The organism is Geomonas azotofigens (genome assembly GCF_018919395.1).
GTDB classification, from domain to species: domain Bacteria; phylum Desulfobacterota; class Desulfuromonadia; order Geobacterales; family Geobacteraceae; genus Geomonas; species Geomonas azotofigens.
The window spans coordinates 23,647-35,563 of sequence record NZ_JAHLME010000002.1; the positions used below are offsets into that span (position 1 = coordinate 23,647).

Consider the following 11,917-nt stretch of genomic DNA (forward strand, 5'->3'; position numbering starts at 1 on the left):
TGTTGCAAGTTAGCACGCGCAGGTTGTAAATTCAGAGCCCAGGTGGGCCAGCAAAATCCTGTGTGGAATAGCCATTTCCGGTTAGTCTTTGTCCCAATCTTTACGATAAATGTCCTTCGGGCCACTCGCATCGAGAGGCACATTAGACGATAATGCCCCATACCTACACTAGGAGGCTGAATATGATATTCATGCAAGTTCGCAATGCGACAGCCAGGATCGAATATGGTGGGAAGAGATTGCTGATCGACCCGGTCCTGGCGAAGAAAGGGGCATACCCGGCTTTTGCCGGAACAATCAACGCCCATCTGCGGAACCCGCTGGTGGAACTGCCGGTTCCCGTGGAGACGCTGCTCGATGTGGACGCCGTCATCGTCACCCACACCCACCTCGACCACTGGGACGAAGCTGCCAAGAACCGGATCCCAAAGGAGATGCCTGTCTTCGCGCAGAACGATAAAGATGCCGCCGTACTCCGGGAGGCGGGATTCAGGGACGTCACCGTTATAACCGGGCACACCGAATTCGCCGGCATCACCCTGATCAAAACGTCGGGTCAGCACGGCAACGACGAGGCCATGGCGAAACTGGGAGATCGTTTGGGAGAGGTATGCGGGGTGGTCTTACAACATCCCGACGAGAAAACCCTCTATCTCGCCGGCGACACGGTCTGGAACCGGCATGTGGCCGATGCACTGCGGGAGTACACGCCGGGCGTTGTCATCCTGAACTGCGGCGATGCCCAGATCATCGGAATCGGGTCCATCATCATGGGGAAGCGGGACGTTCATGAAGTGTGGAAAGCGGCACCGGGCGCCACCATCATAGCGAGCCACATGGAGGCTATGAACCACGCGGTGCTGTCACGAAAAGAATTGCGTGACTTCCTCAAGGAAAATGGCATGATGCAGCGAGTGCTGGTCCCGGAGGACGGCGAGTCCTGCGTGTTGTGAGCCGGGCCAGGCAAGCTTAGTTCGGAAGGAGTAAGAGGTACCATGTCGGTTCCGTCGGTAGCAGTCGTCGCCATCAACCACTTCAGCCCCTTTCACTTCTCGGTGCCGTGCATCATCTTCGGCGACATCCTGCCCGGACAAAAGCTCTTCGACTTGAAGATCTGCGCGGGAGAGCCAGGTGCCTTGCGCTCCCGGCAGGGCTTCAGCATCGAGACCTCCTTCGGGTTGGAAGCGCTGGAACAGGCGGACATCGTCATCGTCCCCTATTGGCGCGATCCCGCGGAGCGGCCGAACCAGGCATTGCTCGACGCACTGGTGGCGGCGCACCGGCGTGGGGCCCTGGTGGTTGGGCTGTGCCTTGGCACCTACGTGCTCGCTTACGCAGGTCTGCTGGAGGGGTCTAAGGCCGGCACGCATTGGGAATTCGAGCAGGACTTTCTCACCCGCTTCCCGAACGTGCGGTTGGACACCAACGCCCTCTACGTCGAAGACAACCGGATGGTGACCTCCGCCGGAACCGCTGCCGGTCTCGATTGCTGTCTCTACCTGGTGCACAGGGCACATGGCCGGGCCGTCGCCAACAAAGTTGCCAGGCGCATGGTCATCCCGCCGCACCGCGAAGGTGGGCAGGCGCAGTTCATAGAGCGACCCGTCCCCCTTTCCACCCGCGACGCCAACGTCAACAAGCTGCTCGAATACCTGAGGAACAACCTCGACAAGGTGCACGGCCTGGACGAGTTGGCCGATCACAGCCTGATGAGCCGCCGCACCTTCACGCGGCACTTCCAGAAAGCCACCGGCATGTCCGTCGGCGCCTGGCTCATGAGCGAGCGCCTGCAGCGGAGCCAGGAGCTGCTGGAGACCACCAGCCACTCCATAGAAACCATAGCCGAGCTGGTTGGTTTCCAATCCGCCGCGTCTCTGCGTCAGCACTTCAAGACAAAGTTCGACGTCACCCCCACCGAATGGCGCAAAACGTTCCAAGCCGGCAGCCTTGTTACGTGAGGTCGTGGGAGTTATAAAACAGGCCGGCGGCGCCTTAATTGAATCGATAAGCATCGTGACCTGTGGCAGGGGCCCAATACCTTAAGGAGGCACTTCATGATTGACCGGATTGATCATTTGGTGTTCACGGTGGCTGATGTCGCTAAGACGTGCGAATTCTAGGAGCGGGTACTAGGAATGAGGGTGGAAACGTTCGGTGAGGGGCGCAAGGCCCTCTGTTTTGGGCGTCAGAAGATAAACCTGCACCAGTTCGGCAAGGAGTTCGAGCCAAAAGCAAAAGCACCGGCCCCGGCAACCCAGGACATTTGCCTGGTCAGCACCGTACCCATAGCGGAACTGGAACGGCATATCTCATCATGCGGCGTGGTCATTATAGAGGGTCCCATAAAAAGGACCGGCGCAACCGGCCCGATAAATTCCATCTACTTCAGAGACCCGGATGGTAATTTGATCGAAGTATCAAACTACCTCTAGCCATACACAAAGCAAAAGGGCCGTCTGGGTTAAACCGGAAGGCTCTTTTTGTTTTGTGGGGCGGTTGTCAGTATCCCCTGCACAGCGCCTCCCGCTTTGCCATTTGAGCGGTATCCCGTTGACTTGTCTCGATCAGCCATTAGACTCAGGTGAGTTACCGAGGTTAACAAACGGGTGGCAATACCAAGAGGAGGTGCAAGGTGAACAGACGGGCTTTTCTGAAAACCACAGTTACCGGCTCCCTTGTCGCTGGTTTCGCTGGAACGGTTGCGGCGGCCGAGCGCTATTTTCCGGACCAAGTGGACATGAAGCTTTTCGAGACAATCAACAGGGTAAAGGACCCAGCCAAAAAGACTCCGATCGAGAGAAGCCATGCGCCAGTCATCACCGCTCCCGCCTCAGTAACGGCCGGCAAGCCTTTCACCGTGGAAGTATCGGTCGGCGAAGTGCTCCACGGCATGGTGCCGGCCCACTGGATCGGCTTTATCGAGCTCAGCCTTGGCAATGAGCCGGCAGGGAGAGTGGACCTGCAGCCGCGGGGGTACCTGGCACCGAAAGTTGCCTTCACCGTAGTGGTCCCCAAAGAGGCCGCGCCAACCGGTAAGGTGACCCTGGTGGCGAAACAGCACTGCAACCTCCATGGTCTATGGGAAGGTACCCTCGATATCGTAGTAACCTGATCCCAGCCGATCAATTCTGGGGCAGGCTTGCAATGTTGCAAACTTAACTGCTAGAGCATCAGAGATTGCAACTTCGCAAGCCTGCCCCCTGCCCCGCAGATCCGCCCTATCTTCAAACTTTGCTGCCTGCCCCTGGTTTCCCCCCACAGGTTGTAAATGGGAGGAATTAAACCCAAATCTGTCCGGGGAAAGGATATACTGAACTCTCAATGTGGGGCCAGGAGCGGTTCAGAAAAGCGGGCGTTCGAAAATCATGACGTCCTGGAAATAAGGCATAAATCATGGCAGTTGGTTGGTCCCGCGATGGTGCGGTACAGGATCAGATAGATGCGACAGTGGAATCGGCAGTCCAGTTGGCTAAAAGCAGATTGCCGGCGGGCGAAAGCCGAACCCATTGTGAGGAGTGCGAGGCAGCCATTCCTGAGGCGCGTCGCAAAGCGATGCCCGGGGTTCGGTATTGTGTCAGCTGCCAATCCGAGTTGGAAAAAAGGCTGAAAGCAGATGCACCCTTCAATCGAAGAGGTAGTAAAGATAGTCAACTAAAGTGATCCCCCCAGCAGGCAGCGGGTAGTAAAAAAGGCCTCGATCTCTCGTGGCCTTTTCACTTCATCATATTCGTCTGTACTGTTTATGCGTTTCTTCAGAGACTACGGCAGAGGATAACGCATAATTTGATGGTTGTCCCTCTACCGCTTCTGCACGCGGTTATGATCTTTCCTGAACCAGAAAACGATGTCCGAAATAAAAAGCTATAACAGCGAAAGCTGGCAGCAGTATTACTTTAACATTTCTCTCGTACTCGTCTTGTATGCTGAAAGATGCAACAATCCATACAGCGCTTACAACAAGAGCTAGCCTTAGCTTTGGTTCGAAAGACCACCAGACATTACTGACTGCCTCTCTTGGACCAGACACCTTGTCAACAGAGTCGGCAATAACCTTCTTAGGATTAGAGAATAACCTCGAAAACCAAGCACCTATACCGATCATGATGAAGACCCAACCCGGACCTCTAGGAGCCACATTTAAAGCCGCGGTAGCCAGTGCGAACAAAACAAGAGAACCAAGAAAACCAATCAAAAAGCCAACTACCCTGCGAAACATGCACTCTCCTTTTTCAGCTATCACACTAATATCATTGACGGAACAAGTTAGTCCCATTAAACAACATTAGCAAGCTGAATCATGCGCGCTGTTCCACAAGCAAGGGTTTTTCCGACTTCCGACTCAACCGCTGACAACACAGGTACGGCAATAAGAATGAGCAAAGATGGGATAGAGGTCTGTGGTGGTGGACAAGGCAAATCCCTGCTGTCCCCCTTCGCAAAGGGGGAGCCTCTGATTCATGGGTACCGCTTCGTGGACAACATTTTCTGCGCAGGACGTTTGGGAGGAACTGCAAAACACAAGGGGAGACTGCACTGGCGGAAGGAGGAGGCGCTTGCGGGGACAAAGCAAAAGAGCCTTCCGGCATAACCGAAAGGCTCTTTTTGTATGGTGGCGGTGCAGGGACTTGAACCCCGGACAACACGGATATGAGCCGTGTGCTCTAACCAGCTGAGCTACACCGCCAAGCTCTTAATTTGTTAATGATCTCGACTACCTACTACACCCTCAACGACTCTTTCGCGCCGCCTCAAGAGACACCCTTTATATTCTAGAGCGTCTTTTTTGTCAATAAAAAACTATGCTAAAAGTTTTTCATCTCTATCAACCACAACAACGATGCTATCTACTTCACGATATCCAGAAGCTCAACCTCGAATACCAGTGTCGCGTTGGCGGGGATCAGCCCGGAACCGCGCTCGCCGTAGGCGAGATCCGCGGGGCAGATGAGCTGGGCCTTGCCGCCTACCTTCATCTTCTGCAGTCCTTCGGTCCAGCACTTGATCACCTGGTTCAGCCCGAACTCGACGGGACGCCCGGAGGTGTAGGAGCTGTCAAACTCCTTACCGTCGATCAGGGTGCCACGGTAGTTGACTTTCACCTTGTCGGTTGCGGTCGGACTGGCGCCGGTCCCTTCCTTGAGCGACTTGTAGATGAGACCGGACTCGGTCTTGACGGCGCCTTTCTCTTTGGCGGCCTTCTCGACGAACTCCTTGGTTTTCGCCGCGAGCTTCTCCCCTTGGGCGTTGCGACGCGCCAGGGCCAGTTGCTGGATCTTCGCCTTGTACGGCTCGACATCGAAGCCCGGGGTCTTGCTCGCTACGCCGTCCTTCACACCCTTGAGCACCTGGTCCATCTCATCCTGGGACATGTCGAACACGGCAAGCTGACGGGCCATGACCTGCCCGATAGCATAGAAAGTCTTCTGCTCGTCTGCGTTCTTCTCATCGGCCGCATAGGCCGGTAAAGCGAAAAGCGCTACCAATGCAACAATCAAAAGTCTGCTCATAGTACTCCTCCTGTAGTGTTTTTTACGAAGGTACAACTATACCAGTTATCAAACAACGTGCATCCAATGCTTTCGTGAAACCATCTAAATGAAAAACAGCACCTCGTGGTAGAGGTGCTGTTTTGAATGATGGTGCTCTTCGCCTTACTTCTTGGCTTTGGCGGTGACAGCTTTCGGCTTGGCAGCCTTAGGGGCCTTGGCGGTCTTGGCCGGCGCCTTAGGTGCAGCCTTTGCGGGTTTGGCCGCCTTGGCGGGCTTGGCCGCGCCCTCTTTCTTGGCCTCTATGTTGGCCATGCGAACTTCACGGGCCTTGGCGAGGTTGTCGGCGAGGCCGCGGTCCTGGGCCATCTTGCGACGGGCCTCGGAGTAGCTCTTGGCGGAAAGGGCCTGCTTGCTGGAGATGCCGAATTGTTTCTTGTAGGCACCCGGCTTCATGCCGTGGGCGGTGCTGAGGTGACGGGCCAGGGTCTTGAAGCCCCCCTTGCCGCACAGAAGGCAAACCACCTCGTTTTTCTTGAAAGCGTCCTTCACGGAAACAGAAGAACGTGTCTCCTCCACACCTTCGATAGCCTGTCCGGCTTCGAGGTTTTTCAGTGCTGCGTGAACCTTGGCTATTTCCGCAAGAAGCTCGTCCGACGTCATCGGCGTGCTGGAGGCGTGCGATGAGACGAGTTGTGCCGCTATTTCTACCAATGTCGCCATTAATCATCCTCCTCGGTAATATGATTGAGTGATTAATAGCAGAGACAAAAATATTGTCAATAATAAAGTACAAATAATGTTCGGCTAAACTCACTATTTCTTACATAGATTGTCATCCTGAAGAAGCAAAACCGCTTTCGTTGGTGGCTAGGTTGTATGTAACGTGGAAACGATCAGGAGTGCCGCTGTAGTAAACAATGACGGATCCATCGCGGGAAGGATATTTTGCGAAGGGAACAGTTCGAAAAAGATCAAGGGGCGTAAAAAGCGGCGCGGCCCGCGCCTAGAAGCGCGGTTTCCTCGTTGAGAATAACGTGCACCGGTATCGACTGGACCAGGGGACTCAGTCTTCCCTTGGCCGTGAAGGCGACCATGAAGGTGGCACCTTTGAGCAGGTCCAGTATCTTGGGAGCGATGCCGCCTCCAAGGTAGACCCCGCCGATGGCGAGAAACCTGAGCGCCGCGTTGCCGGCCTCGGCGCCGTAGACGCCGATGAACATGTCGACGGCCTTGACGCACATGGGGCAGCTTCCTTTCAGGGCGGCCCCGGTGATGACCGCAGGCGGGTCCTGCCCCCCCATGGCCTCGGCAACGGCGGGTTGCTCATCGTAGTAGCGCCGGTCACGCAAAAAGCGGTAGATGTCGTGTAGACCCGGCCCGGAGAGCACCCGCTCGTAACTCACCCTGCCGTGTTTCGCCTGCAGGTACAGCAGCAGTTCGGCCTCAAGATCGTTGCGCGGCGCGAAATCGGCGTGCCCCGCCTCCGAGGGGAGCGGCCGGTGCGTACCGCCATCCCAGTAGGCCAGCGATTCACCGAGCCCAGTCCCGGCGGAAACGACGGCGATGGTCCCGTCAGGGTTGGGAGTCCCCGGGTTCAGGGTGAAAAGGTCATCCTGTTTCAGCGCCGCGATACCGTAGGTGTTCGCTTCAAGGTCGTTGATGAGGCGGACCTGGGAGAGACCGAGGGTATGGGCAAGATCGGCGCTGTCGATGGTCCAGGGAAGGTTCGGGGTGCGGACGCGCCCCTCGATGATGGGCCCGGCGATGCCGAGGCAGGCGCGCTCGGCCGCGATGCCGTGCTGCAGGGAGAAGTGGCGCAGCATCTCGGCGAGACTGCCGTGTGCGGCGCTTTTGTACTGCCCGTGAGCCAGCACGGTAAGCCCGGCGGCATCGGCCTCGAAGTACGCCAGCCGCGTCGTCGTCCCTCCCACGTCTCCTGCCAGAATCAGCATACCGCCTCCTTCCGGCTCGGCGCCGGCCACGTCTCAGGATACCACGGCCCGTGGCCGGCGCTACTTCATGCCGGCAGCCTCGCTCCTGACGCTCTTGGCCATCTCGGCGCTCAAACCGGCAAGGGCTCGGCTGATAGCAGCGACGACCGCCTCGTAATCGGCGCCGGTCACCTTCTCCCGAACCTCGGCACGCCCTTCCCTTCTCGCGGTTCCGGCGCCGCGCACCACCCAGCCGGCCTCGACGGTGACGCTTTCGCCCGGGACCGTGTCCAGACGCACGATATCCACCAGCACCCGGTACTGCGCCGCAGCGGCGGAGACCTGGTCGTAGGCGAAGACGCGGCTCGAACCGAGCTGCCGCTCCAGGTTCTGCGCCAAAAGGCGCGGTATCTCGTTTTTGAGCGGTTCGCCCCAGCGGTGCGACTCGAGGACGGCGACGCGGTTGGGCGTCAGCCGCACGACCAGTTGCGGCCGGTTCACCAGTTCCGGGATCGTAACCGGGCCGACGGCGACGGCACTGGAGAAGGTCTGCTGCACAGCACCCGCGGCCGTCGCGGGCGTCAGGGTATAAAAGGTGACCCGGGGCGACCTGCTGCAGGCGGAGCTAAGGAGCAGGGCGGCGACGATGGCCAGGGCGGCTAATATCCTGCGCATGGTTACTTATCCTCCTTCTTGCCGCGAATCAGCACTTCGGGGTGCTGTTCCAGGTAGTCGCCGAGCACGCGCAGGGACTGGGCGGCGCGGGACACCTCGCGCATGGTGTCGCGCAGATCGACCTGCACCGGGGCGTCGGCGGAGAGAACCTGGCTGGCGCCCCCCAGGGTGCCTCTCGCCTCGGTCAGGGTCTTCCTGACGTCCTCGAGGGTGGTCCTGGTTTCGCTCAGCACCGACTTGGCCTCCGGCACCAGGGAACGGTCCATGTTCTGCAGCAACCGGTCCGCGCTCTTCAGCGTATCGTCCAGGGTACGCAGGGTGTGTCCGGCATCGCCGGCAAGCTTCTCCAGCGGCAGCTTCTCGATCTTCTGGACGATCTCGGTCAGGTTCTTCTGCAGCTTCTCCATCGAACCGGGCACGGTCGGGAAACGCGGCGGTGCGGCGTTCCAGTCGATCTTCGCCGGGCGCGCGCCGGGAACGAAATCGAGGGCGACGTAAAGCTGGCCGGTCAGGAGGCTGCCGCTCTTGATCTGAGCCCGGAAACCGTGCGCCACCAGGTCGTCGAGGAGCTTTCTGGTCTGCCTGCTGCCGGCGGGGGGCATCTGCCCGTCCCTACCCTGGTGCAGGTGGGAGAGCAGGTGCTCGGGATAAAACTGGATCTCCACCGTCACCGAGAACTCGGAACGGGAACTGTTTAGCGCCACGTCGATGTTACTGACCTCGCCCACGGTGACGCCGCGCAAGTCGACCGGTGCGCCCACGGCGAGCCCCCGCACCGACTCGCGGAACAGGAGTGCGAACTTCTCGGAGGTCGCCGAGTTTTTCAGCGCCTCGTCGTGGGTGGCGTAGAGGGTGTAGGCGGTATTTGGGGGCGCCGACTGCGCGTCCGGCGCGTCGGGGCGCTGTTCGAACGATATCCCGCCCAAAAGGACAGCCAGCATCGATTCGGTGTTCAGTTTCACCCCGTTCGGGGAGACCGTGAGATCGACACCGCTGGCGTGCCAGAAGAAGGTGTTGGCAGTGACGAAACGGTCGTAGGGCGAGCGGATGAATACCCTGACGGAGACCCCTTTGCCGTCGCTGTCGAGGTCGGTGGCGATGACCTGCCCCACCTGCATCCTCCTGAAGAAGACGGGGGATCCGGTATAGAGCGAGCCGACGTCGTCGGTGTGCAGCACGAACTGGCGCCCCGGTACGTCCATGGAGACCGCCGGCGGTGATTCAAGCCCGACGAACTGGTCGCGCGGCTCGGTGGAGGCGCCCGCCTCGACCCCGATGTAGGATCCCCCCAGGAGCGTGGTCAAGCCGGTGACGTTGCCGCCGGAGATGCGGGCGCGCACCACCCAGAAGCGGGTGTCCTTGACCATGAGCCCCTTGGCGTCCTTGGAGACCTCGGCGGTAACGACGACGTGGGAGCGGTCGTTGGAGATGGCGATGGATTTCACCTCGCCGATCATGACGTCCTTGTACCTCAGCTTGGTCTTGCCGGCTTCCAGCCCCTCGCCGGTCTTGAAGGAGATGGTGATGGTCTCGCCGCGGTCGATCCAGGCCTTAGCGGCGATGGAAAGGCCGATGATGGCGGCCACGATGGGGATGATCCAGACCAGCTGGACCGAGAAGCGGCGCCTGGGTTCGCTGACGGCTTCCGGCACGTCCTGCCTATCGTCTTGTCTGTCAGTCATGAAACTCCTCTTTCTGCAGCGGGTCCCAGATCAGGCGCGGGTCGAACTCCATGGTGGCGAACATGGTGAGAACGACCACCGCGCCGAAGGCGACCGCGGCGGGTCCGGCCTTGACGGTGGCCATGGTGCCAAGTTGCACCAGCGCGGCCAGCAGGGTCACCACGTAGATGTCGAGCATGGACCAGCGCCCCACCGCCTCCACCAGACGGTACAGGCGGGTGCGCTGGCGCGGGTTCCAGGTCGAGCGCCGCTGCACGGAAATGAGCAGCAGGGTCAGTGAAAACAGTTTGAGCAACGGGATCGCCACGCTCGCTATGAACACGATCACGGCGATCATCCAGGAGCCGGTCTTCCACAGGTGCACCACGCCGCTGACGATGGTGTCCTTGCGGTAGGTGATAAGGGAGCCGGTCTCCATCATGACCAGGACGTTGGCCGGGATGTAGAGTATGTACGAGGCGATCACCAGGGCCCAGCAGCGCTGCACGCTTCCCGGCTTGCGGAAATGAAGTCGCGCGCCGCAGCGCGGGCAATGCGCCTTGCCGGTCCCGCGGGTGCGCCGGGAGACGAGCTGGCAGACATGGCAGGAGCACAGGCCGCGGGCCGCCGCGATGGGAGCGTCGGCGGTCACCGGGGCACCTGCTCTTTCCACCGCGCGTCCAGTTGCGCCCAGATGTCGCGTGCGTTGAAGGAGGCGGCCGCGGCGGCGAGGAGCAGGGTGAGAACCGCGAAGGACCACAGGGCCATCCCCGGGATGACGCGGAAGTTGTTGGTCAGCTTAACCAGGGATACCAGCACCCCCAACATGAGCACCTCCACCATCCCCCACGGCTCGATGAACTGCAGGATCCGCATGAAAAGCGGGTAGCTCGGGGGCACCTTGCCCAGTTTGAGCGGCAACAGGAGGTAGGTGATGGAGACGAGCTCCAGGGCCGGAGCCAGCATCGCGGTGAGGAACACGAGCAGCGAGATGCTCCTCATCTCCTGGTCCCAAAGGGAGAGAACCGCTTCGAACAGGGTGATGGCGCTACGGTCCCCCTGCACCTCGATGCTGAAGATGGGGAACACGTTGGCGCCAATGAATACCATGGCGGCGGCAAGGGTGTAGGCGAGGGTCCGATCGGCGCTGTCGGTGGCGTTTCGGTACAGCACGGCCCCGCAGCGCGGACAACTGGCATAGCAACCGGGGTTCAACTGTATGTCGCGCTGCAGCAGGTCGCATTCATGGCAGGCGATGAGTTGTGCGGATCGATCGGCCATCAGGAGAAGAGCTCCCTGGTTCAAGGGACTGTGCCTTAAAGGGAACAGGTACCTGGCGGAGCCAGTCCCCTTTAGTCAAAATGACAGATGAAAACATACCACATTTGTCGCCTGAAACTAAATCAGCCGCCCAGGAAGTCTCCCAAGCGGCTGATTGAAATGGTCGGTGCGACTGGATTCGAACCAGCGACCACTAGACCCCCAGTCTAGTGCGCTACCAGGCTGCGCTACGCACCGATTAAACCTGATAATTACAACTGATCCCTCAAACTGGTCAGTTCCAGCTTCACATCGTGAAGGAGCGCCGCGAGCGCTTCACCGGAAAGGTCAGATTTTCGGTACTTTTTCTTCCCCTCCAGTCGCTGCCTCGCCCCCTCTATGGTGAGCTTCTCGGCGTACAGGAGTTCTTTGATCTGTGCGACCAGCTCCACGTCCTTCCTGGTATAGAGCCTCTGGCCGCTGCTGCTTTTCTTGGGTGCCAGCGAGGAGAACTCGGTTTCCCAGAAGCGCAAGACCGAGGTGGGGAGTCCCGTCAGGGCGGAAACCTCGCCTATCCTCAGGTAGTGCTTATCCGGGATCCCGGTAATCATGGTTACTGGCTGTTGATGGCGCTCTTGAGAACCTGGCTCGGCTTGAAGGTGAGGATCTTGCGAGCCACGATGGTGATCTCCTCGCCGGTCTGCGGGTTCCTGCCGCGACGATCAGACTTCTCTTTCACTACGAAATTGCCGAAGCCGGCAATCTTGATCTTGTCGCCGTCTTCAAGAGTGGACTTAATCAGGTCGAAGACCGTCTCAACGAGTTCGGCGGATTCTTTTTTGGAGAAACCGACCTTCTCATAAATTTTTTCTACGATGTCCGCTTTGGTCATAATCCCCTC

15 protein-coding genes and 2 tRNA genes are annotated in these 11,917 nt (G+C 59.0%); 5 read left to right on the top strand and 12 right to left on the bottom strand.

The window, feature by feature from the left end:
• Positions 1-182 precede the first annotated feature (182 nt).
• The 5 genes from KOL99_RS05140 to KOL99_RS05160 all read left to right on the top strand — a co-directional run bounded on the left by KOL99_RS05140 (position 183) and on the right by KOL99_RS05160 (position 3,660).
• The gene (locus KOL99_RS05140) at positions 183-953 is read left to right on the top strand and encodes an MBL fold metallo-hydrolase (RefSeq protein ID WP_216509424.1); all 771 of its coding nucleotides are present in this window, start codon (positions 183-185) and stop codon (positions 951-953) included.
• 42 nt (positions 954-995) lie between these two features.
• On the top strand, positions 996-1,958 hold the full coding sequence (locus KOL99_RS05145) for a GlxA family transcriptional regulator (RefSeq protein WP_216509425.1): 963 nt from the start codon (positions 996-998) through the stop codon (positions 1,956-1,958).
• Between the two features lie 177 nt (positions 1,959-2,135).
• Complete coding sequence (locus KOL99_RS05150) at positions 2,136-2,432, top strand: VOC family protein (RefSeq protein ID WP_236025825.1); 297 nt, start codon at positions 2,136-2,138, stop codon at positions 2,430-2,432.
• 200 nt (positions 2,433-2,632) lie between these two features.
• The gene (locus tag KOL99_RS05155) at positions 2,633-3,112 is read left to right on the top strand and encodes a desulfoferrodoxin family protein (RefSeq protein WP_216509426.1); all 480 of its coding nucleotides are present in this window, start codon (positions 2,633-2,635) and stop codon (positions 3,110-3,112) included.
• A gap of 281 nt (positions 3,113-3,393) precedes the next feature.
• Complete coding sequence (locus KOL99_RS05160) at positions 3,394-3,660, top strand: DksA/TraR family C4-type zinc finger protein (protein ID WP_216509427.1); 267 nt, start codon at positions 3,394-3,396, stop codon at positions 3,658-3,660.
• A gap of 157 nt (positions 3,661-3,817) precedes the next feature.
• Here KOL99_RS05160 and KOL99_RS05165 read toward each other — a convergent pair whose 3' ends face one another.
• The 12 genes from KOL99_RS05165 to KOL99_RS05220 form a co-directional block, all read right to left on the bottom strand.
• Complete coding sequence (locus tag KOL99_RS05165) at positions 3,818-4,216, bottom strand: hypothetical protein (protein ID WP_216509428.1); 399 nt, start codon at positions 4,214-4,216, stop codon at positions 3,818-3,820.
• Between the two features lie 391 nt (positions 4,217-4,607).
• Positions 4,608-4,684: transfer RNA gene (locus KOL99_RS05170), tRNA-Met, on the bottom strand.
• Between the two features lie 160 nt (positions 4,685-4,844).
• Positions 4,845-5,507, bottom strand: a complete 663-nt coding sequence (locus tag KOL99_RS05175) for an FKBP-type peptidyl-prolyl cis-trans isomerase (RefSeq protein ID WP_216509429.1) — start codon at positions 5,505-5,507, stop codon at positions 4,845-4,847.
• Positions 5,508-5,651: 144 nt separating this feature from the next.
• Positions 5,652-6,209, bottom strand: a complete 558-nt coding sequence (locus tag KOL99_RS05180; protein ID WP_216509430.1) for a MucR family transcriptional regulator — start codon at positions 6,207-6,209, stop codon at positions 5,652-5,654.
• Positions 6,210-6,460: 251 nt separating this feature from the next.
• Positions 6,461-7,441: a glucokinase gene (gene glk, locus KOL99_RS05185; RefSeq protein ID WP_216509431.1), complete on the bottom strand. Its 981-nt coding sequence runs from the start codon at positions 7,439-7,441 to the stop codon at positions 6,461-6,463.
• A gap of 60 nt (positions 7,442-7,501) precedes the next feature.
• Entirely contained in the window at positions 7,502-8,095 is a 594-nt protein-coding gene (locus tag KOL99_RS05190) for a PqiC family protein (protein ID WP_216509432.1), read from the bottom strand.
• 2 nt (positions 8,096-8,097) lie between these two features.
• Positions 8,098-9,777 carry a PqiB family protein gene (locus tag KOL99_RS05195; RefSeq protein ID WP_216509433.1) on the bottom strand — a complete coding sequence of 560 codons (1,680 nt, stop codon included), beginning with the start codon at positions 9,775-9,777 and terminating at the stop codon, positions 8,098-8,100.
• Positions 9,770-10,429, bottom strand: a complete 660-nt coding sequence (locus KOL99_RS05200; protein ID WP_328759752.1) for a paraquat-inducible protein A — start codon at positions 10,427-10,429, stop codon at positions 9,770-9,772. The genes KOL99_RS05195 and KOL99_RS05200 overlap by 8 nt, the downstream gene beginning before the upstream one ends.
• Positions 10,405-11,037: a paraquat-inducible protein A gene (locus KOL99_RS05205; protein ID WP_216509434.1), complete on the bottom strand. Its 633-nt coding sequence runs from the start codon at positions 11,035-11,037 to the stop codon at positions 10,405-10,407. The genes KOL99_RS05200 and KOL99_RS05205 overlap by 25 nt, the downstream gene beginning before the upstream one ends.
• Before the next feature lie 160 nt (positions 11,038-11,197).
• Positions 11,198-11,274: transfer RNA gene (locus KOL99_RS05210), tRNA-Pro, on the bottom strand.
• Positions 11,275-11,288: 14 nt separating this feature from the next.
• Positions 11,289-11,627 carry a MerR family transcriptional regulator gene (locus tag KOL99_RS05215; RefSeq protein WP_216509435.1) on the bottom strand — a complete coding sequence of 113 codons (339 nt, stop codon included), beginning with the start codon at positions 11,625-11,627 and terminating at the stop codon, positions 11,289-11,291.
• A 2-nt stretch (positions 11,628-11,629) separates the two neighbouring features.
• Positions 11,630-11,908: an integration host factor subunit alpha gene (locus tag KOL99_RS05220; protein ID WP_015720522.1), complete on the bottom strand. Its 279-nt coding sequence runs from the start codon at positions 11,906-11,908 to the stop codon at positions 11,630-11,632.
• Positions 11,909-11,917: the final 9 nt, after the last annotated feature.

Coding starts and splice junctions, on each gene's coding strand:
- KOL99_RS05140 (WP_216509424.1), top strand. CDS start 183: ATGATATTCATGCAAGTTCGCAATGCGACAGCCAGGATCGAATATGGT.
- KOL99_RS05145 (WP_216509425.1), top strand. CDS start 996: ATGTCGGTTCCGTCGGTAGCAGTCGTCGCCATCAACCACTTCAGCCCC.
- KOL99_RS05150 (WP_236025825.1), top strand. CDS start 2,136: ATGAGGGTGGAAACGTTCGGTGAGGGGCGCAAGGCCCTCTGTTTTGGG.
- KOL99_RS05160 (WP_216509427.1), top strand. CDS start 3,394: ATGGCAGTTGGTTGGTCCCGCGATGGTGCGGTACAGGATCAGATAGAT.
- KOL99_RS05165 (WP_216509428.1), bottom strand. CDS start 4,216: ATGTTTCGCAGGGTAGTTGGCTTTTTGATTGGTTTTCTTGGTTCTCTT.
- KOL99_RS05175 (WP_216509429.1), bottom strand. CDS start 5,507: ATGAGCAGACTTTTGATTGTTGCATTGGTAGCGCTTTTCGCTTTACCG.
- KOL99_RS05180 (WP_216509430.1), bottom strand. CDS start 6,209: ATGGCGACATTGGTAGAAATAGCGGCACAACTCGTCTCATCGCACGCC.
- glk (WP_216509431.1), bottom strand. CDS start 7,441: ATGCTGATTCTGGCAGGAGACGTGGGAGGGACGACGACGCGGCTGGCG.
- KOL99_RS05190 (WP_216509432.1), bottom strand. CDS start 8,095: ATGCGCAGGATATTAGCCGCCCTGGCCATCGTCGCCGCCCTGCTCCTT.
- KOL99_RS05195 (WP_216509433.1), bottom strand. CDS start 9,777: ATGACTGACAGACAAGACGATAGGCAGGACGTGCCGGAAGCCGTCAGC.
- KOL99_RS05205 (WP_216509434.1), bottom strand. CDS start 11,037: ATGGCCGATCGATCCGCACAACTCATCGCCTGCCATGAATGCGACCTG.
- KOL99_RS05215 (WP_216509435.1), bottom strand. CDS start 11,627: ATGATTACCGGGATCCCGGATAAGCACTACCTGAGGATAGGCGAGGTT.
- KOL99_RS05220 (WP_015720522.1), bottom strand. CDS start 11,908: ATGACCAAAGCGGACATCGTAGAAAAAATTTATGAGAAGGTCGGTTTC.